At 71.8% G+C, this 23,348-nt stretch carries 19 protein-coding genes; 7 read left to right on the forward strand and 12 right to left on the reverse strand.

The window, feature by feature from the left end; genetic code table 11:
• Positions 1-49 precede the first annotated feature (49 nt).
• The 6 genes from ACZ6JE_RS07655 to ACZ6JE_RS07680 form a co-directional block, all read right to left on the reverse strand.
• Positions 50-691, reverse strand: coding sequence for a PepSY domain-containing protein (locus tag ACZ6JE_RS07655; RefSeq protein WP_464318609.1), 642 nt, complete (start codon positions 689-691; stop codon positions 50-52).
• Between the two features lie 176 nt (positions 692-867).
• A complete protein-coding gene (locus ACZ6JE_RS07660) occupies positions 868-2,436 on the reverse strand; it encodes a sensor histidine kinase (protein WP_464318610.1) in 1,569 nt (522 codons plus the stop codon).
• Positions 2,429-3,106, reverse strand: coding sequence for a response regulator transcription factor (locus ACZ6JE_RS07665; RefSeq protein WP_192060774.1), 678 nt, complete (start codon positions 3,104-3,106; stop codon positions 2,429-2,431). The genes ACZ6JE_RS07660 and ACZ6JE_RS07665 overlap by 8 nt, the downstream gene beginning before the upstream one ends.
• A gap of 191 nt (positions 3,107-3,297) precedes the next feature.
• Entirely contained in the window at positions 3,298-4,050 is a 753-nt protein-coding gene (locus tag ACZ6JE_RS07670) for an SDR family NAD(P)-dependent oxidoreductase (protein WP_243214995.1), read from the reverse strand.
• A gap of 191 nt (positions 4,051-4,241) precedes the next feature.
• A complete protein-coding gene (locus ACZ6JE_RS07675) occupies positions 4,242-4,814 on the reverse strand; it encodes a helix-turn-helix domain-containing protein (protein WP_192060776.1) in 573 nt (190 codons plus the stop codon).
• A 167-nt stretch (positions 4,815-4,981) separates the two neighbouring features.
• A complete protein-coding gene (locus tag ACZ6JE_RS07680) occupies positions 4,982-5,428 on the reverse strand; it encodes a hypothetical protein (RefSeq protein WP_243214999.1) in 447 nt (148 codons plus the stop codon).
• Positions 5,429-5,562: 134 nt separating this feature from the next.
• Between ACZ6JE_RS07680 and ACZ6JE_RS07685 the strand changes: the two genes are divergently transcribed.
• Positions 5,563-6,987: a hypothetical protein gene (locus ACZ6JE_RS07685; protein WP_464318611.1), complete on the forward strand. Its 1,425-nt coding sequence runs from the start codon at positions 5,563-5,565 to the stop codon at positions 6,985-6,987.
• A 151-nt stretch (positions 6,988-7,138) separates the two neighbouring features.
• Here ACZ6JE_RS07685 and ACZ6JE_RS07690 read toward each other — a convergent pair whose 3' ends face one another.
• The 4 genes from ACZ6JE_RS07690 to ACZ6JE_RS07705 form a co-directional block, all read right to left on the reverse strand.
• The gene (locus ACZ6JE_RS07690; protein ID WP_464318612.1) at positions 7,139-8,473 is read right to left on the reverse strand and encodes an ABC transporter substrate-binding protein; all 1,335 of its coding nucleotides are present in this window, start codon (positions 8,471-8,473) and stop codon (positions 7,139-7,141) included.
• Positions 8,474-8,588: 115 nt separating this feature from the next.
• Complete coding sequence (locus ACZ6JE_RS07695) at positions 8,589-9,422, reverse strand: carbohydrate ABC transporter permease (RefSeq protein ID WP_192060885.1); 834 nt, start codon at positions 9,420-9,422, stop codon at positions 8,589-8,591.
• Between the two features lie 89 nt (positions 9,423-9,511).
• A complete protein-coding gene (locus ACZ6JE_RS07700) occupies positions 9,512-10,468 on the reverse strand; it encodes a carbohydrate ABC transporter permease (RefSeq protein ID WP_320479541.1) in 957 nt (318 codons plus the stop codon).
• Positions 10,465-12,507, reverse strand: a complete 2,043-nt coding sequence (locus ACZ6JE_RS07705) for a beta-galactosidase (protein ID WP_320479542.1) — start codon at positions 12,505-12,507, stop codon at positions 10,465-10,467. The genes ACZ6JE_RS07700 and ACZ6JE_RS07705 overlap by 4 nt, the downstream gene beginning before the upstream one ends.
• A 253-nt stretch (positions 12,508-12,760) precedes the next feature.
• Between ACZ6JE_RS07705 and ACZ6JE_RS07710 the strand changes: the two genes are divergently transcribed.
• The gene (locus tag ACZ6JE_RS07710) at positions 12,761-13,783 is read left to right on the forward strand and encodes a LacI family DNA-binding transcriptional regulator (RefSeq protein ID WP_243215005.1); all 1,023 of its coding nucleotides are present in this window, start codon (positions 12,761-12,763) and stop codon (positions 13,781-13,783) included.
• A gap of 262 nt (positions 13,784-14,045) precedes the next feature.
• Entirely contained in the window at positions 14,046-14,768 is a 723-nt protein-coding gene (locus tag ACZ6JE_RS07715; protein WP_464318613.1) for an HAD family hydrolase, read from the forward strand.
• A gap of 119 nt (positions 14,769-14,887) precedes the next feature.
• Here the strand turns inward: ACZ6JE_RS07715 and phoA are convergent, their stop codons facing one another.
• Complete coding sequence (phoA, locus tag ACZ6JE_RS07720; RefSeq protein ID WP_464318614.1) at positions 14,888-16,882, reverse strand: alkaline phosphatase; 1,995 nt, start codon at positions 16,880-16,882, stop codon at positions 14,888-14,890.
• Between the two features lie 266 nt (positions 16,883-17,148).
• On the opposite strand from phoA, the gene ACZ6JE_RS07725 reads away from it, so the two are divergent.
• Both ACZ6JE_RS07725 and ACZ6JE_RS07730 read left to right on the forward strand, forming a co-directional pair.
• Positions 17,149-18,552: an MFS transporter gene (locus ACZ6JE_RS07725; RefSeq protein WP_464318615.1), complete on the forward strand. Its 1,404-nt coding sequence runs from the start codon at positions 17,149-17,151 to the stop codon at positions 18,550-18,552.
• A 188-nt stretch (positions 18,553-18,740) separates the two neighbouring features.
• Entirely contained in the window at positions 18,741-20,045 is a 1,305-nt protein-coding gene (locus ACZ6JE_RS07730) for a PP2C family protein-serine/threonine phosphatase (RefSeq protein ID WP_192060784.1), read from the forward strand.
• A 98-nt stretch (positions 20,046-20,143) separates the two neighbouring features.
• Here ACZ6JE_RS07730 and ACZ6JE_RS07735 read toward each other — a convergent pair whose 3' ends face one another.
• On the reverse strand, positions 20,144-21,049 hold the full coding sequence (locus ACZ6JE_RS07735) for a cation-transporting ATPase (protein ID WP_464318616.1): 906 nt from the start codon (positions 21,047-21,049) through the stop codon (positions 20,144-20,146).
• 223 nt (positions 21,050-21,272) lie between these two features.
• On the opposite strand from ACZ6JE_RS07735, the gene ACZ6JE_RS07740 reads away from it, so the two are divergent.
• On the forward strand, positions 21,273-22,253 hold the full coding sequence (locus ACZ6JE_RS07740) for a hypothetical protein (protein WP_464318617.1): 981 nt from the start codon (positions 21,273-21,275) through the stop codon (positions 22,251-22,253).
• 59 nt (positions 22,254-22,312) lie between these two features.
• Positions 22,313-23,209, forward strand: coding sequence for an endo alpha-1,4 polygalactosaminidase (locus tag ACZ6JE_RS07745; protein ID WP_464318618.1), 897 nt, complete (start codon positions 22,313-22,315; stop codon positions 23,207-23,209).
• The last annotated feature ends 139 nt before the right edge of the window (positions 23,210-23,348 follow it).

The raw sequence follows: 23,348 nt of genomic DNA on the forward strand, positions 1-23,348 counted from the left end.
GGTCGGCATCGGAGCCGACCCGCGCCTCCTCGGCTGCGGAGCCCGTCGGTCAGCGGCGGGGCGAGTCCACGTCGGTGCGCACCACGCCGAAGTCGGCGTCGAGGTCGACGTCGACCTCGGTGCCGTCGTCGAGGCGCACGTCGACCTCGTAGGCCACGTCGCGGTCGTCGCTGCGGTCGGCGTCGGTGACGACACCGCCGCCCGCGGCCTCGATCGCGGCGGCCGAGGCGCGGTCGTAGTCGGCCCCGGTCAACTCGGCGTCGTCGCGGTCGCCCGTGGTGGGCGCGCCGGAGGCGGAGCCGGTCGCGACGTCGTCGCCGTCGCGGTCGTCCGCGTCGACGCTGCCCGTCGAGCCGGTCGAGCCCGTCGAGCCGGTCGAGCCGTCGTCGTCCGAGTCGCCCCGGTCGTCGACCCGGCTCGACACGACGGCGCCCTCGCCGTCGAGCAGCACCGAGACCTCGCGGCCGTCGTCGCGAGTGACGTCGACCTCGTAGCCCTCGAGGCCGTCGTCGAGGCGGTCGACGTCGGTCACGACGCCGCTGCCGACCTCGTCGAGCGCCGCCTGCGACACGGACTCGCGGTCGGACGCCGACACGCGGTCGTCCAGGGTCGACGCGACGGCGATGCCGCCACCGGCGAGGACGATGACGGCCGCGGCCGCTCCGGCGATGATCATGGTCTTCTTCTTCACGGTGTCTCCGATCGTGGGGCCCTGGGGCCGGCTTCCGACGCGGCGGGGGCGCCGGTCGAGCTGATGACATCACTCTGGATCGGGGGCCCTGAAGCGACACTGAAGCCCGCTGAAGAACCGTTCAGGAGGCGCGGGTCAACCCGTTCAGGAGGCGCGGTTCGGCCCGTCCCGTCCGCTCAGGCCGCGCCGGCGGGCAGGTCGACGACGAAGCGCGCGCCGCCCAGAGGGGACTCGCCGACCGTGACCGTTCCGCCGTGCACGCGGGCGATCTCGCGGACGATCGCGAGCCCCAGACCGCTGCCGCCCGAGTCGCGGGTGCGGGCCTCGTCGAGTCGCACGAACCGGTCGAAGACGCGCTCGCGGTCGGCCTGCGGCACTCCGGCTCCGTCGTCGTCGACCGTCAGCACGGCCCGCCCGTGCCGCTCGACCAGCCACACGGCGACCCGCGTCTCGGCGTGCCGGGCGGCGTTGGCGAGGAGGTTGCGCACCACCTGGCCGAGCAGCCCCTCGTCGCCGTCGACCCGCGCCGGGCCGACGCCGGTCGCGTCGACGGCGAGACCCGGTGTCGCCCCGCGCAGTCGCGCCGTCTCGGTCACCACGAGGTCGTCGAGGTCGACGGGGCGACGGGTGACGCCGAGCGCTCCCTCGTCGGCGCGAGCGAGGACCAGCAGGCCTTGCACGAGCCCGGTGAGCCGCGCCTCCTCGGTCATCACCGTGCCCGCGAGCGCGGCGCCGTCGATGCTCTCGGGGTGCAGCAGGGCGACCTCGGCGTGCTGGCGGATGGTCGCGAGGGGCGTCTTCAGCTCGTGCGAGGCGTCGCCGACGAAGCGGCGCTGGGCCGCGGCCGACGACTCGAGCCGGGCCAGCATGTCGTTCAGCGTGCGGGCGAGTCGGGCGACCTCGTCGGTGCCGCCGGGGTCGGCCACACGCCGATCGAGCTGCGCGGCCGTGACGGCGTCGACCTCGCGGCGCATCGCCTCGACGGGGCGGAGCGCCCGGCCGACGACGAGCCAGGTCGTCACGGCCAGCACCAGCAGAGCGACCGGGATCGCGACCCCGAGCGTGACGAGACTGGCCGAGGAGGCGGCCCGCGCCTCCTCGAGGGATCTCACGGCGACGACGGTGACGGTCGCCGCGGGGTCGGCGTTCGTGTCGGCGTCGGCGTCCTCCGCGTCGGAATCGGCGTCGGAATCGGCGTCGGAGTCGGTGTCGGTGTCGGAGTCGTCGTCGTCCGAGTCGACGGAGCCCGAACCCGAGCCCGAGCCCGAGCCCGAGCCCGAGCCCGAAACCGAGCCCGAGCCCGAAACCGAGCCCGAGCCGTTCGAGGCGTCGTCGCCCGGCCGGGTCGCCGATTCGGTCGCCACGACGTACGTGTCGCCGTCGATCCGCGCCGTGGGGCCGAGCGCCGACGGGTCTCCGACGCTGCCATCGGTGAGGTGCTCGAGCAGATCGTCGTCTCCCCCGGCGGCGAGCAGGGCCCCGGTGCGGTCGACGACGAGCACCGCTCCGTCGTCGGTGTCGCCCGCCGCGGCCGTCGCCGGCGCGGTGCCGGCCTCGATGGCCGACGCGACCCGGTCGGCGTCGGTCTGGGCCGCCGACCGCGGGGCGTCGTCGAGCACAGCCCGCTGCACGAGCGCGAAGACCAGGGTGAAGACGCCCAGCGTGAGGGCGACCGCGAGCACCGCGGCCACCGTGATCCGCAGCCGGAGGGAGGCGCGGCGCCCGACCGCGGGCCCGTCAGCCACCCTGAGCCTCCAGTCGGTACCCGGCGCCGCGCATCGTGACGATCGCCTCGCGCCCGAACGGCCGGTCGACCTTGTTGCGGAGGTGACGCACGTAGACCTCGACGATGTTGGGGTCGCCCTCGAAGTCGTCGTTCCAGACGCCGTCGAGCACCTGGCGCTTCGTGACGACCTGCCCGACGTGCCGCATCAGGAACTCGAGCACCGCGAACTCGCGACTGGTCAGCTCGACGGCGGTGTCGCCGCGGTGCACGGTGCGCGAGGCGGGGTCGACGCGCAGGTCGCCGGCCTCGAGCACGACCGGGCGTTCGCGGGCGCCGCGCCGCACGAGCGCTCGCAGTCGCGCGAGCAGCACGACGAACGAGAACGGCTTGGTGAGGTAGTCGTCGGCGCCCGTGTCGAGCGCCTCGACCTGGTCCCACTCGCCGTCCTTGGCGGTGAGCATGATGACCGGGGTCCAGTCGCCGCCCTCGCGCATGGATCGGCAGACGGCGTAGCCGCTCATGCCCGGCAGCATGATGTCGAGCACGACGGCGTCGTAGCTGCCCTCGCGGGTGCGCCAGAGGCCGTCGGTGCCGGTGGCCGCGACGTCGACCGCGATGCCCTCGGCCTCGAGCCCCAGCCGGAGCCCCTCGGCGAGCGCGGCCTGGTCTTCGACGACGAGCACGCGCACGGGGGCCTCCTGACGGCGCGCCGGGTGCGCGACCCGCCCATTCTGACGGGCCGGCGCTGAAGCAGGCCTGAAGCGCGCCTCCTCGGCCTCCGGTCGGCGGACTCGAGGAGTCAGGACACGCCGCGGCTGCCCGGGGGTGCGCGGCGTGTCGTGACTCCTCGACGCGGGAGGAGGAGCGCAGGAGGCGCGGGTCAGCGCGCCGAGTAGCCGCCGTCGACGAGGTGGTAGCTGCCCGTGATGAACGACGCGTCGTCGCTGAGGAGGAACAGCACGAGCGCCGAGACCTCCTTGTCGGTGCCGAGTCGGCCGGTCGCGTGCTGCGACTCGAGGTAGGCGAGCGCGTCGCCGTCGAGCGACGAGCGGACGAGCGGGGTGTCGATGAACCCGGGCCCCACGGCGTTGGTGCGGACCCCGCGGGCCGAGTACTCGAGGGCGGCGACCTTGGTCAGACCGACGAGGGCGTGCTTGCTCGCGACGTAGGCGGCGTTCTGCGCGATGCCGACCGAGCCGAGCACGGAGCTCATGTTCACGACGGCTCCTCCGCCGGCCTCGACCATGGCGGGCAGCTGGTAGCGGAGGCCGTAGAAGACACCGTCGAGGTCGACTCCGCGGACGCGATCCCACGCGGCGATGTCGTAGTCGCCGATGTCGGCGGCCGGGGCGCCGATGCCGGCGTTGTTGACGGCGAGGTGGAGGGCCCCGTAGGTCGTCTTCGCGAACTCGACGGCCGCCTCCGACTGCTCGGCCTTCGCCGTGTTCTGCTCGAAGGCCGCGGCGGTTCCGCCGGCCGCGACGATCTCGTCGACGACGGACTGCGCCGCGTCGAGCTTGATGTCGGTGACGACCACGGAGGCGCCCTCGGCGGCCAGCGAGCGCGAGATCGCGGCGCCGATGCCGCTCCCGCCGCCGGTGACGAGTGCGGTCCTGTTGTCGAATCGAGCCATGATGCGTGCCTTCCGTCGTTCGGGGCCGGCCGTCGGGGCCGGTCGGGCTCGTCGATGAGCCCACGCTCCGAACCATACGCCCGCATAGGTTTCCGAGCAACACGTGTCGCCCAGCCCGGTGCTCGATCGGAGCGAAAGCCGATCTGAGGGCACATCCTCCCGCTCAGCCCACATGCCCGCCGGGCTTCGCCTCAGGCGCCGCGGTGCCCGGGGAGGTGCGCCCGCTCACCGTCGTGGTCGAAGATCGTCAGCACCTCGACCGGCCCCTCGTGCGCCTCGATCGCGTGCGGCGTCATCGTCGAGAACTCCGCCGCCTGCCCCTGCCGCACGAGGATCTCCCGCTCACCGAGACGCAGCCGCACCGTGCCGCTCAGCACCGTGAACCACTCGTAACCCGGGTGCACACGGGGCTCGCCGACCTCCCGCTCCGACGTGATGCGCATCTTCGCGATCGTCACGCCCCGACGGTCGCGCTCTCGCGACAGCAGCCAGACGGTCAGGCCTGCGCTCGCCTCGGGCTCCGGACGGATCACGACGTCGTCATCGCCCTCGGGCTCGACCAGCTGATCGAGCGTCGTGCCGAGCGCCTGCGCGATGGGCACCAGCTGGTCGAGCGCGATGCGCCGGTGCCCGGTCTCGATGCGACTCAGCGTGGACGTCGACAGGTAGCAGCGCGACGACAGCGCCTCGAGGGTCCACCCCCGGGCCACACGCAGCCCGCGGATCCGCTGGCGGACGACCTCGTCGATCATGTCTTGCGTCATAGGCAAGACCCTATGCCAGATCCGCAGCACTCAGCCCGGCAGCCGAGCAGCCGAGGCGAAGCGGCTCGATGAGTCACGACACGCCGCCGCCCCGGCAGTCACACGGCGCGTCGTGACTCATCGACGCCCGGATGGCACGGAAGGAGGCGCGGTGCCGGCCGCCCGCCCTATTCGGCGCCCTGCGTCGCCTGGCGGATCAGAGCGACGAGTCGCGCCGTCGAGTCGTCGTCGATCGCGGTGTAGGCGAACGACGTGGCCCAGAGCGACCCCTCGTCGAGCGTCGCAGAATCCTGGAACCCGACCGTGCTGTACCTCGTGCCGAACTTCGCACCCGGCTGGAAGAACACGACGATCTTGCCGTCGGGCCCGGCGTACGACGGGAACCCGTACCAGGTCTTCGGCAGCAGCTGGGGCGCCTGCTCGAGCACGATCGCGTGGAGGTTCTCGGCGAGCAGCCGCTCCGACTCCGTCATGGCGAAGTGGGCGTCGAGCACGCTCTGCAGGTCGGCCGCGGCTCTGTCGGCCGCCTTCTGCTGCTTCGCCTCGGCGCGGAGCTCGGCGGCCCGCTGCTTCATCGCCGCCTTCTCGGTCGCGCTGAATCCATCGGTCGCCATGGTGACTCCTCGCTCGTCGTGTGGCATACAGTATGCCCGAGCGAGCCCGGCGGGAAGGGGGCCACTGGGAAAGCACCCGGCGGGTGAACTCGCTCCGAGGCACCGGGTGGAGGGGAGGCCGCTAGCGTCGACTCGTGCCGACGAATTCCCGTGACCCGCTCGTCCCTCTCGCCGCCGTCGCCGTCGGCGACCTGACTCTGATCCCCGATGCGACGCGACCGGTGGCTGCGGTCGTCGACGGGGGCGGCGCATCGACGTTGATCACGTGGGGTGACGCATCAGTGCCGCGGCGAGCCGTGACGGGTGCCTCCGTCGTACCCACGGAGTCGGGTGCATGGGTCGTGTACGAATCCGACACGGGCGGCGCCGAAAATGTCGTCGAGGCGATGGAGTACACCGCAGTCCATCTCACCTCCGAGGGTGTCACCGCCGCACACGACCTGGGGACGCACCGCCCGGTCGGCGACGACAGGGTGGGTCTATGGGCCGGCGACCCCCGCAGCGCGTCGTTCTGGATGGGCGAGGATGACCCGCTCGAGCAGTCGTCCGACGATGCGGGCGAGGAGGGATCGCCCGACCCCGCCATGCTCGAGCCGATGCCCGAGGAGCCGTTCTGGCCCGAGGCCGGGACCGATGTGCCCGACGATCACGGCGTGAACGACGACGACCACCAGCACGGGACCGACGGCGAAGCCGACCTCGACCTCGACCTCGACAGCGACGACACCCTCGTCATGACGGCCACGCAGTTCACCTACCACTTCGTCGGCGCCGACGGGGTGGAGCACGACGACGACCCGCTGCCCGAACGCGAGCCCGCCGACCCGCTGCCGACCTCGCCCGGCGATCTCATCCGCGTCGGCCCGCGGGGCGAGCGCGACATGGTCCGGGTCGACCACCTCGTCGACGGCGTCCGACTCGACCGCGACGACCTCGTGATCCGCTTCCATGCGACGGGCCCGCGCGAGATCGCCTCGCCCGACGGATGGGGCTGGAACGTCGTCTACGAGCCTCGGGAGGCTCGGGTCGACACGAGGGCCGGCCTCCCGTCGTCGATCGACACCGGCTCACTCCCGTCGACGGCCGTCCCGCTCGAGCACGACGACGACTGGGAGGCGCAGGAGCAGGCCGAGACCGTCCTCCACGAGACTTGGGGAGACCGCTTCGACCTCACCGGCGTGGTCGGCGCGACCTGGCCGCTCTGGGACGGCGACGCGACGGCCCGCGACGAGGCCGTCGCCGCACTGAGCCGGCGCCTGGAGGCCCTGGCCGAGCCGGTCGTGGTGTGGACGCACGACCACCCCGCCCCGCGTCGGGGTCGCAGCGCGTACCGCGACGTCGTGGTCGAGCGTTGGGGCGCCTGGCCCGACACCGAGCTCGTCGTCTCGTTCGAGCACACCGCTGTGCCGTTCCTCCGCCTGAGCAGGAGGTACCGGGTGTTCGATGACGGCGGGTACCCCGAGTCGTGGGACTACGTCGACGTCCATCTCGAAGAGGACGTCGCCACCGGGCAGATGCCCCCGCGGTCGGCGGCAGTCGACGGCGTCCTCGAGATCTGACCCGCGCCTCCTCGGGATCCGACCCGCGCCTCCTCGGCGAGGTCGACCCGCGCCTCCTCGGCTCCGGCTCCGGCTCCGACCCCCGGGCGCACGACGGCGCCCGCGTCGGAGGAGGACTCCCCCGGCGCGGGCGCCATCACTGCAGGTGCTGTTACTTGACGGCGATCGACTGCGCCTCGAGGGCGGCGATCGTCTTCTCCTGGCCGCTCTCGAGGGCCTCGAGCAGGGTGCCGTCGCCCGAGGCGGCGGTGCCGAAGCCGTCGGAGATGTCGCTGTAGGTCTGCGTCATCGTGGGGCCCCAGGTGAAGGGCTGGATGTTCTCGGCCGCGGTCGCGAACTCTTCGTAGATGGCCTGGTCGCCGTAGAACTCGACGCCCGAGGTCAGGGCCGGCAGCTCGGCGCCGGTGCTCGAGGCCGGGTACAGGTTGGCCTCCTTGTTGAGGGCGTCCAGCGCCTCGGTCGACGTGTTCAGCCAGACCAGGAACTGCGAGGCCTCAGCGGGGTGCTCGCTGCCCTTGAAGACGACGTTCGACGATCCGCCCCAGGCGGCCGACGCGGTCTCGCCCTCCTCCCACTGCGGCATGGGCGCGACGGCCCACTTGCCCGACGTGTCGGGTGCGCCGCTCGAGATGGTGTTGGCACCCCAGACGGCCGAGACCCAGGTCCAGTCCTGATCGGTGTTGTAGGCGTTGTTCCACTCGTCGGTGAAGCTCGGCAGGGTCGTGACGAGGTCCTTCGAGATGAGGTCCTGCCAGTAGTCGGCGACCTTGGTGGAGGTCTCGTCGGTCATGTCGACGCTCCAGGTGCCGTCGCTGGTGTCGAACCACTGGCCGCCGGCCTGCGAGACGAGACCGGCGAACTGGTTCACGTCGCCCTTGGCGAAGTTCGTGATGCTGCCGCCCATCTCCTTGATCTTCACGGCGTCCTCGGCGTACTGCTCCCACGTGGTGGGGACGTCGAGTCCGGCCTGCTCGAAGAGGTCCTTGCGGTAGTAGAGGGCCATGGGGCCCGAGTCCTGGGGGATCGCGTAGACGCTGTCGTCCTCGCCGAAGGTGACCTGGTTCCAGAGACCGTCCGAGAAGTCGGCCTCGGCGTCGCTCACTCCCTCGCACGAGGCGATGTTCGCCAGGCCGTCCTGCACGCGGAACGCGGGGAGGGTGTCGTACTCGACCTGCCCGATGTCGGGCGCGTTGCCCGCCTTCAGCTGGTTGAAGAAGTTCTGGTAGGTGCCGCTGTTGCCGTTCGGCACGATCGAGACCTTCACCTGGACGTCGGGGTTCTCCTCGTTCCAGAGGGCGACGACCTTGTCCATGTTGGGGACCCAGGTCGTGAAGTTGAGCGTGACGGGACCGGACGACGCGTCGCACGAGGCGGCGTCGCCGGAGCCGGATCCGCCGTCGGAGCCGCTGCCGGCGCTGCAGCCGGCGAGGGCGATGGTCGAGACCACGGCGGCCGCCGCGATCGAGAGGACTCTGGACTTCTTCATGTGATTTCCAATCGGGGTGCGAGACCGGGGAGCCCGGTCTCGGGAGGGAACGACGTCGTTTCCGTACGGGTTGGAGGTCGAGGAGGTGCGGGTCGGGTGACCCGGGAGGGGTGGCTTATTTGAGACCGCCGGCCCCCAGGCCGCTGCGCCAGAAGCGCTGCAGGCTGAGGAACGCGATCAGCAGGGGGATGATCGAGACGAACGCCCCCACGAGCACCAGGGTGCGGAGCTCGGGGTACTGGCTGACGTTGGAGTTCCAGGTGTAGAGACCGAGGGTCACCGGGAACAGCTCCTGCGAGCGCAGCATCACCAGGGGCAGGAAGAAGTTGTTCCAGATCGCGACGAACTGGAACAGGAACACGGTCACGAGGGCCGGCGACATGAGTCGGATCGCGACGGTGAAGAAGGTCCGGAGCTCGCTCGAGCCGTCGATGCGGGCGGCCTCCACGATCTCGTCGGGCACGCTGGACGCCGCGTAGATGCGGCTCAGGTAGACGCCGAACGGGCTGACGATGCTCGGCAGGAACACCGCCCAGAACGTGTCGGTCAGCTGCACCTCGCTGAAGATCAGGAACAGCGGGAGCGCCAGGGCCGTCGCCGGCACGAGCACGCCGCCCAGGAAGATGTTGAACAGCGCCTCGCGACCACGGAACCGGTACTTCGCCAGCGCGTAGCCGCACATCGCCGAGAGGATCGTGCCGAGACCGCCGGCGACCGTCGCGTAGACGATGCTGTTGACCATCCACCGCGGGAAGATGCCGTCGTTGTAGGTGAAGAGCTGCGCGATGTTGCCCGCGAAGTCCTGCAGCGACGTGGGCGAGAACCACAGCGCGGCGCTGGTGTTGAAGTTGTCGAGCGTCTTGGTCGACGAGACCAGCAGCCAGAAGATCGGGATCAGGAAGTAGAGCGTGAACGCGCCCATGATGATCATCGCGGCGGAGCGCGACATGACGCTCTCGCGGGGGCCGCGACCGCGCTGGCGGGCGGGGGTCGTCTTGTCGTCGAACGACTCGGCGGGACGGATGGGGGCGTCGACGGTCACTGGTCGGCCTTCCGCTGGGTCAACCGGAGGAATCCGATCGAGAGGATGAACGTGGCGACCGCGAGGACGACGCTGAACGCGGCCGCGAGGTTGAAGTTGGGCACCGACGACGTCGAGTAGACGAGCATGTTCGGCGTGAACGTCGACGAGATGGTCGACGTGAACTGGCGGAACACGAGCGGCTCGGTGAGCAGCTGCAGGGTGCCGATCACCGAGAAGACGGCGGTGAGCACGATGGCCGGGATCACCAGCGGGATCTTGATGGCGACGGCGATGCGGAACTGCGACGCCCCGTCGAGCCGTGCGGCCTCGTAGATCTCGGTGGGGATCGCGAGCAGCGACGAGTAGATGATCAGCATGTTGTAGCCGACGAACACCCAGGTGACGACGTTCGCGATGGCCCAGAGGACGGTGCCGCCGTCGAGCAGCCCGACGTTCGAGGTGACCGCCGAGAACGGCGACAGGCTCGGCGAGTACAGGTAGCCCCACATGATCGCGGCGATGACGCCGGGCACGGCGTACGGCGCGAAGAACGCGAGTCGGAAGAAGCGCTTGCCGCGGAGGAGGGGCGAGTCGAGCAGCAGGGCGAACAGCAGCGCCAGGAACAGCATCACGGGCACCTGCACGATGCCGAACATCAGCACCCGGAGGATGGACGCCCAGAACTCGGTGCTCTGGAACACCAGCGCGTACTGGGTCAGACCGCCGAAGACCTGCGTCGGGGCCCCGAAGGTGCCCTCGCGCTCGATCTTCTGCAGCGACTGGTACACGGCGTAGAGGATCGGCGTCAGGTAGAACGCGGCGAACAGCACCCCGAAGGGCAGGACGAAGATCGCGATCGCCTTGCGGTAGCGGAAGCCGCGGCGGGGCGCGGTCCTCTGCTTCGGCGCGGATCCGCGCCGTGGGATGTCGGCGGCTCGCGGGTCTCGCGGGCGGGCGGGGGTGACGGTCATGATGCCTTCCGGTCCTGACGGATGATGTGCGAGCCGCCCGCGGCGAGCTCGATGCGCCCCGCCACGTTCTGCTCGGAGACGAGGTCGTAGCCGGCGAAGTCGTGGGCGACGGTCTCGTCGGAGTGGTTCAGCACGAAGACCCACTCGTGCTGCTCGCCGACCCGGCGGACGATCTCGACACCGGGGTGGCCGGCTGCCTCGCTGCGGGCGGGAACACCGGCCTCGTCGACGACCCGGGCGACGAGATCGCCGAGGGCCTCGGCGTCGAGCACGGTCGAGACGTACCAGCCGAGACCGCGGCCGTGGGTGTTGCGGGTGACGGCCGGGCGCCCGGCGAGGGTGCCCGAGGCGTACTCGACGACGGCCTCGGCGCCGACGAGCTCGACGGGCTCGGACCAGAGGCTGCCCGTGGCGCCCGGCAGACCGCCGGCGAGCTCGACGGTGCCGCCGACCGGCAGCGGGGCGAACTCGTCGACCCTGACCCCGAGCATCTCGCGGAACGCACCCGGGTAGCCGCCCGGACGGACCCCGTCGGTCTCGTCGACGATGCCGCTGAAGAACGTCACGAGGGCCGACCCGCCGTCGGCGACGAACGCGTCGACGACGGCCGCGTGCTCGTCGCGCACCAGGTAGAGGCTCGGCACGACCACGAGCGAGTAGCCGTCGAGCGGGGCGCCCGGCGCGACGACGTCGACCGTGACGCCGAGATCCCAGAGGGCGCCGTAGAGGCGGTGCACCTGCTCGATGTACGAGAAGTCGGCCGTGGGGTGCGCCTCGAGGTCGGCGGCCCACCAGTTCTCCCAGCTGAAGACGAGGGCGACGTCGGCGACCACGCGCGAGCCGCGCAGCTCGCCGAGGCGACCCGCCAGGGCGCCGAGACGCACCGACTCGTCCCAGATGCGCGACGACGTGCCGGCGTGCGGCAGCAGCGCGGAGTGGAACTTCTCGGTGCCCTTGACGGAGGCGCGCCACTGGAAGAAGCAGATGCCGTCGGCGCCGCGGGCGACATGGGAGGCGGTGTTCCGGAGCATCTCGCCCGGTGCCTTCGCGAGGTTGCGGGGCTGCCAGTTCACGGCGCCCGTCGAGTGCTCCATGAGGATCCACGGGGCGCCTCCGGCGAGACCGCGGGTCGTGTCGGCGGCGAAGGCCAGCTCGACGACGGGGCGCTCGAGGCGGTGATCGAGGTAGTGGTCGTTGGCGATGACGGCCATGTCGTCGGCCCAGCTCCAGTAGTCCTGGTTCTTGATGTGGGCGGCGACCATGAAGTTCGTCGTGATCGGCACGGCGCTGACGGCCTCGATGACGGTGGCCTCGGCGCGATAGTGCTCGAGCAGCGTGTCGGAGCTGAAGCGCTGGAAGTCGATGGTCTGCGCCGGATTGACGAACGACAGGGTCGCCCGCGGGGGCAGCACCTCGGCGAACGCCGAGTAGCGCTGGCTCCAGAAGGCCGTGCCCCAGGCGGTGTTGAGGGCGTCGACGCTGCCGTAGCGCGCCTCCAGCCAGGCTCGGAATGCTCGGGCCGACTCGTCGCAGTAGCAGAGGGCGTTGTGGCAGCCGAGCTCGTTCGACACGTGCCAGAGCTTCACGGCGGGGTGCCGGCCGTAGCGCTCGGCGGTCGCGCGGACGAGCTGGAGGGCGCGCTCACGGAAGACGGGCGAGCTCGGGCAGTAGGCCTGACGGCCGCCGGGCCACCGCGTCGTGCCGTCCGCGGCCTGGGGCAGCACCTCGGGGTGGCGGGTGGTCAGCCACGGCGGCGGCGACGAGGTGCCGGTGCCGAGGTTGACCCCGATGCCCGCGGCGTGCAGCAGCTCGATGACGGCGTCGAGATCGTCGAAGCGGAAGCGGCCGGGCTCGGGCTCGACGTGCGACCAGCCGAAGATGTTGATGGCGACCAGGTTGACCCCGGCCTCGCGCATCAGGGCGACGTCGTCGACCCAGGTCTCGGGCGACCACTGCTCGGGGTTGTAGTCGCAGCCGAAGACGAGACCGTCGAGCCCGAGATCGAGCGCGGTCTGCTGCGGGAGGGTCTGGGTGAGCACGGGGCCTCGGCTTCGTCGGCGGGCGATCCCCCACCGACTCGAGGCCGGAGCCCTTCGTCTGTGAAGGTTCACACATGATGTCTGTGATCGTTCCCACATTCGCGACGGCAAGACCGCGGCGACAATTTCTGGGAAGGTTCACAGAGTAAAGCCCACCCATTGCGGATTTGTCAACATCACTCACGTTCTCCTTCGTCCACAGCCGCTCGTTCCGGCCTCACGACCCCTCTCAGGCTCAGCTAAGGTGACTCCCATGTCCGGTCCGAGATCCCCGAGACGCCGGGCCACGATCCACGACGTGGCGGCCGAGGCGGGCATCTCGCGCGGCACCGTCTCGCGGGTGCTGAACAACGAGCCGTACGTGTCGGCGCAGGCGCGCGAGGCCGTCGAGGCGGCCGTGGCCAAGGTCGGCTACGTGCGCAACGCGGCGGCCCGCAACCTCGTCACGCAGCGCTCGAGAGCGATCGCGCTGATCGTGCACGAGCCGCACTCGGTCGTGCTCGACGATCCCAACATCGGCAACATCCTGATCGGCACGAACGCCGTCCTGTCGCAGGCCGACCACCAGCTCGTCACCCTGATGATCGACTCGCAGCGAGACAGCGACCGGGTCATCGAGTACCTCCGCGGCGGCTTCGTCGACGGGGCGATCATCCTGTCGGCCCGCACGGGCGACCCCATCTCCGAGGCGGTCGCCGAGCTGCGCCTCCCCGCGTCGTTCGTCGGCCACCCGCCCGACGCCCCCGACATCCCGTTCATCGGCATCGACAACCGCGCCGCGGCCGAGGCGATCGTCCGCCGCCTGGTCGACACCGGTCGGCGACGCATCGGCATGCTCGCCTCGGGGCTCGACCGCGACTCGGGCGAAGACCGCCTCGCCGGGTTCCGCTCGGCGCTCGGCGACCTGTTCGACCCCGACCTCGTCGTCCGCAACCCGTTCTACAGCTACACAGCCGGGGTCGACGGCATGTCCGAGCTGCTGCGGCGCGACCCCACGGTCGACGGAGTCTTCGCGGCGTCCGACGCAGTCGCCGCCGGGGCCCTCGACGTGCTGCACCGCCGCGGCATCGAGGTGCCCGCGCAGGTCGGCATCGTCGGCTTCGACGACAGCTCGTGGGCCCTCCGCTGCACCCCGGCCCTCTCGACCGTGCGCCAGCCCGCCGAAGACCTCGGCCGCCGCGCAGCCCAGCAGGTGCTCGACCAGCTGGGCGGCGCCGACCTGCCCACCACGGGCGTGCTGCTCCCCACCGACATCATGTGGCGCGACAGCGCTTGATGGGCACGGCGCGCGACAGCGCTTGATAGGCACTGCGCGCGACAGCGCCTGACAGGCACAGCGCGCGACAGCGGCCCTGCTTGTGTGCAAATCCCGACAGAATCGGCCGAAAAGATGGCGCTGAGCCACCAAAAGGCACCTGAGCCGCGATTTAGTCGGGTTCGGTACACCAGGCCGAGCATGCGCGGTCGGGTTCGGCACACCGAGGAGGCGCGGGCACCCGACCGGAACGCGATGCGTGCAGCGGGTGCAAGGTTGTTCGATGACGTCCACACCGCACGACTCCCCCGACACCGCCGACTCCCCCGACACCGCAGTGCTCTTCGACATCGACGGCACCCTCGTCGACTCCAACTACGCGCATGTCGACGCCTGGTCGCGGGCCTTCGCCGAGGTCGGTCACCCGGTGGACAGCTGGCGGATCCACGGCTCGGTCGGCAAGGACTCGTCGCTGCTGATCTCCGGTCTGATCGGGGACGATGCCGACGACGACCTCGTCGAGAAGGTGAAGGACGCCCACACCCGCTTCTACGACGAGCACCTCGGCGATGGCGGCGACCTGCACGTCCTCGACCGCGCGACCGACCTCCTCGAGGCGCTCGCCGGCCGCGGTCACTCGGTGGTGCTCGCGACGAGCGCACCCGAGAACGAGTTGAAAGCGCTGCGCTCCTTGCTGCAGATCGAAGACGCCCTCTGGGCCGTCACCTCGAGCGAAGACGTCGAGACCGCCAAACCCGACCCGGGCATCGTCGAGGTCGCCCTCGAGAAGGCGGGCGTGCCAACCGCGCAGGCGATCATGGTCGGCGACGCGGTGTGGGACGTCGCGGCGGCCCACCGCGCCGGCGTCCGCTGCATCGGTGTGCTGAGCGGCGGATTCTCGCGCGACGAGCTCGTCGAGGCGGGTGCCGACGAGGTCTACGACGACGTCGCCGATCTGCTCGACTCGCTCGACACCAGCCTGATCGGCCGACTCGGCCGCGAGTAGTCCGCGGACGCCGCGCACACGACGAAGTGGACGAGACGCCGCCGTGTCGCACGGTGTCTCGTCCACTCGGAGGTACGCGCTGGGCGCTCCTCGCGACGAGCTGCGCTACGCGCTGCGCGCTACAGCTGCGGCCCCAGGTCCCCGTTCGCCGAGGCGAGCTGCTGCTGCTGCTGGCGACGACGGCGGGCCACGAGCACGGCGCCCGAGGCGACGAGCATCAGGGCGAGCAGCAGAGCCGGCAGCGCCTCCGACCCGGTGAAGGCGAGCGGTCCGGAGCCGGCCGTGCCCGCACCGCCAGCACCGCCCGCGCTGCCGTCATCTCCGCCCGGCACGACGCCGGCCGGGTCGGTCGGCGTCGCCGACGGGTCGCCCGGTGCCGGGGTCGCCGTCGGGGCCGGCACGACCGCTCCGTCGACGACCGCGACGACCGCGCTCAGGGAGAGGCCCGACTGCACGCCGGTCAGGGTGACCGTCGCGGTCCCCGCCTCGGCGGGAGCCGTCGCGCTGACCGTCACGGTGCCGTCGACCACGTCGACCAGCCCGAGGTCGACCGGGTCGCTGCCGTCACCCGCGTCGAGCACGGCCCGCACCTGACGGTCGCCGCCCAGCCCCGCGGCCGAGACCGTGAACCCGCTGTCGGGTGCCACCTCGGTCGGAGCCGAGATCGTCGCGTCGGCGCTCAGTCCGTCGAGGTCGCGGTCGAGCTCGAGCGCGTTCGCGATGGTGAAGAAGTTGTCGGTCTGGTCGATCAGGCCGACCACGTTGCCGGCGCCGGGGCCGTAGCCCGCGACCCGCAGCTGCGATCCGGTGTGCTGCTGCGATCCGCCGGCCGCGGCCGTGCCGTAGGCGATCTTCATCGTCGTGCCGTCGACCGTGGTCAGCGCGGTGCTGAGCGTCGCGGGCGGCGTGCTGTCGACGATCTGGCTGGTGTGCGCGTGGTCCGCCGTGACGATGACCATCGTGTCGCCGTCGGCGATCGCGAAGTCGAGCGCGGCCCGCACGGCCTCGTCGAGGTCGAGCACCTCGCCGATCTGACCGCAGGCGTCGGCGCTGTGGTCCCGCTTGTCGATCGAGGCGCCCTCGACCTGCAGGAAGAAGCCCTCGTCGCCGGTGTCGAGCAGGTCGATCGACTTCTCGGTGAGCGAGCGCAGCGAGAGGTCGGTCGAGAGGCGCTGGGGGTTCGGCGTGCAGGTCTGCGGTGCGAGGTCGGCGCCGCCGACGGTCGCGGTCGTGGCGGCGAAGCGCGTCGGGAAGTTGCCGTCGGCGAACGTGCCGAGCACCGGGGCCGTCTGGTCGGCGGCGGCCAGGGCGCCGAGACCCGCGGCGTCGCGGACGATCTGGTAGCCGCGGTCGGCCGCCTGGTCGAACAGGGTCTCGCCCTGCCACTGACCGGCACGGGCGGTCTGCGTGAACGACGCCGCGCCTCCTCCGAGGGTGACGTCGGCCCGGGTGCCGATGATCTGCTCGCTGATCGAGCCGAGACCGCCCTGGTCGAGGGCGTCGGCGCCGCACTGGGTCACCGAGTCGGGGCCGTAGCAGCTCCGCGCGGCGACGTGGGCGGCCTGCACGGCCGGGGTCGCGTCCTGCAGCTCGGCCGTCGACACGTTGCCGGTCTTCTTGCCGTTCGCCTTGGCGATCTCGAGCAGGGTGTCCTGCGGGACACCGTCGATGTCGACCGAGATCGCGTTGTCGTACGTCTTCGTGCCGGTGGCCCAGGCCGAACCGGTCGCGGCGGAGTCGGGCACGTAGTCCGGCTTCCCCTTGTTCGCGCCGTCGCGGTACAGCGAGTAGGTCGTGTACTGGCCGGTCAGCGGCAGGGCGTCGATGCCGGGCAGCTGCCCGCCGGCGCCGTAGGCGTAGTTGCGAGCCGAGGTGATCTCGGAGTCGCCCATGCCGTCGCCGATCAGCAGGATGACGTTCTTCGCCGGTCCGCCCTTCACGGAGTCGAGCAGCACCTGCGTGCTGTCGTCGATGCTGCGGGCGGCGCCGCCGTTCTCGGCGACCTCGGCGGGCGTCGCGGCGGACGCCACGGTGGGGACGAGGGCCAAGGAGGCGCTGATCGCCACCGCCCCCGTGATGAGGGCCGCGCGGCGGCGGCGGGTCGTGGGGGTCACTTCGTGCTCCTGCTCCAGGTGATCGACGGTGCGGGTCCACCCCTGATCGGGGGACCGCATCAGTCGACCGGCCCGTCGACAACACCGCGTGTCCGCCAGGTGTCCGGCAGGTGTCGGGCCACGGAACGCACTGCGCGCGCCGCAGAGTTGCGCCATCTGCACCGATCGCGGCGGGGACCCGGGCGGAGCGATTATCGTGGCTCCTCGATGACCGACACCGCGCCTCCTCGACTCGAGACCGCCGTCGTCCGTCCGCAGGGCGTGTCGTGAGCACGATGTTCCGCAGCCTCTCGCTGGTCAACTACCGGCTGTGGTTCGCCGGCGCCCTCGTGTCGAACATCGGCACGTGGATGCAGCGCACGGCGCAGGACTGGCTCGTCCTCACCGATCTGACCGACGACGATGCGACGGCGCTCGGCATCACCATGGCGCTGCAGTTCGCGCCGCCCATCCTGATGGTCCCCATCACGGGGCTGATCGCCGACCGGTTCGACCGGAGACGGCTGCTGATGGTGACGCAGCTGAGCATGGGCCTGCTCGGACTCGCCCTCGGCCTGCTCGTGCTGACCGACACGGTCGAGCTCTGGATGGTCTACGTCTTCGCTCTGCTGCTCGGCGTCGCAGCCGCCATCGATGCGCCCGTGCGGCAGAGCTTCGTCTCCGAGCTCGTCCCGCCCGGTCATCTCACCAACGCCGTCAGCCTCAACTCGGCCTCGTTCAACGGCGCCCGCCTGATCGGCCCGGCCGTCGCGGGGGTGCTCATCGCGACGATCGGCACGGGATGGGTGTTCATGATCAACGCCGGCTCGTTCGCGGCGGTGCTGCTGTCGCTGCGGTTCATCCGGGTGGCGCAGCTCGAGCTGAGACCGGTCGTCTCGCGAGCGAAGGGCCAGATCAGAGAGGGGTTCCGGTACGTCCGCGACCGTCCCGACCTCGTGGTCGTCTTCGTCATGGTGTTCGTGATCGGCACCTTCGGCCTCAACTTCGCCATCTTCACCTCGACGATGGCGAGCGTCGAGTTCGGCACCGACGCGAGCGGCTTCGGCCTGCTCTCGTCGTGCATCGCCGTCGGCTCGCTGGCCGGCGCCCTGCTCTCGGCACGACGCGAGCGGCCCCGATGGCGCGTCCTGATCACGGCCGCGCTCGCCTTCGGCGTCACCTGCCTCGTCTCGGCCCTGATGCCGTCGTACTGGAGCTTCGCCGCCGTCCTCGTCGCGGTCGGGCTGTCGTCGATCACCCTCATGACGACGGCGAACGCGACCGTGCAGCTGACGACGGCACCGAGGATGCGCGGCCGCGTCATGGCCCTCTACATGGCGGTCTTCACGGGTGGCACGCCGCTCGGCGCACCGGTGGTCGGCTGGGTCGCCGACGTGGCCGGCCCCCGCTGGGCCATCGGCGTGGCCGCCGCCTCGGGCTTCGTCGCCGCCGCCGTGGCGGTCGTGTGGCTGATCCGGGGTCGGCATCTGCGCGTGCACCGGGTGCTGCCCGACGACCCGGCGGTCACGACGGGCGCGCTCCCCGTGGTCGGTGCCGGGCGGTTCCACTACACGCTGCAGCACGACGGCGACGCTGCGGGGCAGACCGCCGCTCGCGAGCGCGCCGCGCGCGAGCAGGCGGCCCGCGATCTCGGTCTGGACGAGGGGACCGCGACGGATCGGCCGACCTGACCCGCGCCTCCTCGGGCCGACTGTTCTGTCGACCCGCGCACTGGGGGCCTTCCGGCCCACCGCTCCGCCTCTAGGGTGAGTGGTGAGGATGTCCCAGCATCTAAACTGGACGGACCTTTCCACCTCTTCGTGCGACGGGTACCACGGGCACGAAACGGACGGTCACCGCCGCCCGCGATGGAGGACGCATGTCGGATCAGAGCACCAGCGGGCCTCGATCGCGGTTCCTCACCCGGGCAGCCGAGCGGATCACGACCCGCCGCCTCCCGTTCGTCAAGCAGGCGTTCATCGCCGCGCTCATGCTCGCCGCGGGCGTGCTCAGCACGAGCGCGCCGTGGTTGACGGTCACCGACGCCGTCGCCCTCTGGTCCGGGGTCGCCCTGGCGGGCCTCGCCCTCGGCTTCGCGCTCGCCATCGACCGGGGCGTCGTGCCGCTGCGCTGGGAGCTGCTGATCCCCGCCGCCGACTTCGTCGCCGTGGGTCTGCTCCGGCACGGCACCGGCGACAGCCGCTCGGTCTACCTCAACTTCGTGCTGCTGCCCATCGTCTGGATCGCGGCCAACCCGGGACGACGCCACGTCGTCTACCCGGCCATCGGATCGTCGGTCACCCTGCTGATGCCGTTCCTGTTCGACCCGTCGGGGCCGCCGTCGAGCGAGGTCGTGCGACTCGTGCTGTCCGTCGTCGTCTACGGCACCCTCGCGGTCGCCGTGAACGAGCTGGCCCGGCAGGCCGAACTGCGCCTCACCCTGTCGCAGGCCCGGCGGCGCGCCGTCCAGGGCGAGCTCGACCGCGCCGCCGTGGTGCAGCAGTCGCTGCTGCCGCCGGACGCGTCGACCCTGCCGAACTCGTTCTCGGTCTTCGGCGCGTGCGTGCCGGCCCGCACCGTCGGCGGCGACTTCTTCGACTGGTACCCCACCGACGACGGCATCGCGCTGACCCTCGGCGACGTCATGGGCAAGGGCGTCGGCGCGGGCATGATCGCGGCAGCCGTCCGGGCGGTCATGCGCAGCTCGGCCGACGAGTCGGACCCTGCGACGGCCCTCAAGCGCGCCTCCACCGGGGTCGAGACGGGCGGTCTCGGGGTCGACACCCAGTTCACCACCTGCTTCCATGCCCGGATCGGCATGGATGGCGTGATCCACTGGTCGGACGCCGGTCACGGTCTCGCCGTGCTGCGCCGCGCCGATGGAACGGTCGAGCGGCTGCGCTCGCTCAACCTGCCGATCGGCATCGGCACGGAGTGGACGACCTTCACCACGCAGGCCCGCGCCGGCGACACCCTGATCTGCGTCAGCGACGGCGTGCTCGACCTCTACGACGACGAGCTGGAGGCGGTCAACCGCTTCGAGGACCTCGTGCGTCAGACGCCCGGCGCGGCCGCCATCGTCCACTCGATCGCCGCCACGGCCGGGTTGGAGGAGCGCCCCGACGACGTCACCGTCATGGCGGCGACGTTCGAGCCGGCCCGCACGACCCCGACCCGCGACTAGACGCTCGCCCCGAACGGGCGAGCCGCGGGCGGGCTAGCCGCGTGCCGCCCGTCGGCGCGGCCGGCGAGCCTCGGGCCGCCCGTCGCCACGTCGAGCGGCTACCGGTCGAAGAAGTCGCTCAACCCGGGGATCTGGAAGTTCGAGCCGAACTCGCTCGCCTGCTCGCCGAGACCGCCGACGAAGTCCCCGCCGCTCGCGGCGAGGTCCTCTCCGCTCGCGGCGAGACCGTCGACGCCCTCGAAGCCACCCAGCCCCTCGAGACCCTCGAACCCGCCGGTGAACTGCTCGAAGTCGACGCCCGAGGCGAGGGCGTCGGTCAGCAGCGGTGCCGCGACGGCGCTGAGGGCCGCTCCGCCGGCCACCGCGAGCGCGAGGCCTCCGAGTGCGGCGACGCCGGCACCGGCGGCGGCACCGGCCGCGACCTTGCCCCCGCTGCTGCCCAGCACGCGCTTCATGAGCCCGGGCCGGGCGACCTCGCCGCGGGTCGCCGAGCGGGCCAGGTCGGCCGGGCTGCTCGACGCCGGGCGATCGCCGGCCGGGGACTCGGCGGTGAGACGGGCCAGCACCTGCTCGCGCTGCTCGGGCGTCAGTCGCTCGAACGCCTCGCGGTGCACCTGCTCGAGCTGCTGCGGAGGCGCGGTGTGAAGGAGGTAGTCGTATTTGGCGAGCGCCTGCCGGTCGGCCGGCGACAGCCCGGCACCGGATCGTCCGTCGCGAGCCTGCCCGGGGTTCTGCTGCCGGGGTGCGCCCTGGCCGTAGCTCTGCTGGCCCTGGCCCTGGCCGTAGCCCTGGGGCTGGCGGTCGTAGCGCTGGCCCTGGCCGTAGCCCTGGCCGCCCTGGCCCTGTCGGTCGTCGCCCGTCACCTTGTCGGTGACCTTGCGCACCATATCGCGCCAGTCCGTCGACCCGGAGCCCGAGCCTGGTCGCGCACCCGAGCCGCCCGCGGAGTTCGAGTTGTCGAGCGCGCGCTTGGCGGCACCGATGAGTCGTGAGAAGTCAGCCATGCGTCGATGCTGTCGACCCCGGATCGGAGAAGACCCCGCGAACCCCGTGCAACCGCCCGGAACGTGCGCACTGTGCACGACACAGCGCCTCCTCCGCGCAGCGGTGCTCACCCGCGGAGCCCGGCCGAGGACTACATTCTCAGCAGGGCGGAATCACCAGGCCCGTCCCATCCGGCCCAGCACGGCCGGTCCGTCCAGTCCAGTCCGCAAGAGGAGGTGCCCCATGAACAGAGTCTCCGCAGCAGTCACCGCCGGACTCGTCATGAGCGCCGCCGGTCTGCTGATCGCCCTGGCCTCGACCTTCCGGCTCGTGCAGACGGGTCTCTTCTCCGGCGACTACGTCGCCCCCGGTCAGCTCGACTTCGAGGCCGTGGCGTTCGCCGTGCTCGGCATCGGCCTCTTCGTCTCGGGGCTCGCCTTCGCCCTGGTCGGTCTCGCCGACATAGTCCTCGGCGCCCTGCCCGCCGACTCGGTCGAACCGACCTCCGACCCCGCCGAGGAGGCGCGCCCGGCCCCTGCGGACCAGCGCGCGGTCGTTCCCCGCCCGGCTCCCCCTGCCCGCGCCTCCTCCGCTCCCGACCGCGCGGGCTACGAGCCCGCCGCGTACGAGCCGGCCCGCCACGCGTCCGTCCAGGACGAGCCCCGGGGGTACGTGCCCGAGGGGCGCGCACCCGAGAGACCGGCGGCCGTCGACGACGCTCCGGTCGGGCCCAGCGCCGCCGACCGGCTGCGCACGCGGAGTGCGACGATCGCGGCCGCGGCCGGACCGATCGCCAAGTCGGGGTGGGACCGCGTCCGCAGCAGCAGCCGGGCCGCCGGGGCCGCGACCGCCGCCGGGGCGCGCGCCACGGGGGATGGCATGCGCCGCGCCTCCTCGGCCGCTGCGGCCCGTGCCCGCGAGAACGCCCGCGCCCTCGCCGCCGCGCGTGAGGTCGACCGCCAGCGCGACCTCGAGCGCGAGGAGGCCCTGACCAGCGCCCGCGCGAGGTTCCTCGCCGACCGCCATTCGCCGACGACGCCGGCTCCCACGACGCTGCGCCCGGCGAACCTGCCTCCCGTGTCGCCGCGTCCTGCTGCGCAGCGTCCTGCGGAGCCGCGTCCTGCTGCGCAGCGTCCCGTGGGCCAGCGTTCGGCGGAGCAGCGTCCGGCGGAGCAGCCGCCGACCGCCGAGACGCCGACCGGCTCCGGCACCCGACAGCGCTGACTCCACAGGTCAGCCGTCGACCCCGACGGCGGCTCGTCGTCGTGACCTAGGCTCGGCTCGTGCCGAACGCCATCGAACCGACCTCTCCTCGCAGCCTCGCCCGGGTCCGCTCGACCCGCCGATCCGCCCGCTTCGGGGCCGCTCTCGCGACCTGCGCCGTGCTCGTGCTCGGGGTGACCGCCTGCTCGACGGGGTCGGGTGACGGTGCGGCCAGCGCCTCCTCCTCCGAGGTCGCCCTGCCCCCGGCCGGTGCAGGCTTCGATTACCAACTAGGAGGCGCGTCGGCCGTCCCCGACGGAGCCTCGGTCGTCGCACGAGACAGCACCGGCGAACCCGCCGACGGCGCCTACGGCATCTGCTACGTGAACGGATTCCAGACCCAGCCGGGCGTCGACTGGCCGAGTGATCTGCTCGTGCGACTGCCCGGCGGCGAACCGCTGGTCGACCCGAACTGGCCCGACGAGCACATCCTCGACATCGCGACCGACCCGAACCGTCAGGCGATCGCCGCCCGCCTGGCGACCAGCATCGACGGCTGCGCCGACGCCGGCTACCAGGCGGTGGAGTTCGACAACCTCGACTCGTGGACCCGCTCCGACGGCGCGTTCGACGAAGACGACGCGGTCGCCTACGCGACGCTGCTCGTCGCCGAGGCCCATGAGGTCGGTCTGGCGGCCGCGCAGAAGAACACGGCCGATCTCGGCGCCCGCGGTCGAGACGAGATCGGCTACGACTTCGCGATCACGGAGGAGTGCGATCTCTTCGACGAGTGCGACACGTTCACCGACGTGTACGGCGCGCTGGTGTTCGACGTCGAGTACACCGACGACCTGCGGGGCACGGCCGCCGAGGTGTGCGACCGCGTCGCCGCGCTCGACCCGGCGCCCACGACGATCGTGCGCGACCGCGACCTCGTGCCGGCCGACGATCCGGCCTACGCGTACACCGCCTGCTGAGCCGCGCTGCGCTGCGCTGAGCTGCTTTGCACTGCACTGCACTGCACTGCACTGCACTGCACTGCACTGCGTGGAGCTACTCGGGGTTCGGCGGGTTCCCGTCATCGGCGGCGGGTAAGCAGGCGGTGTACGCGTAGGC

This window comes from Frigoribacterium sp. AC759, assembly GCF_979256015.1.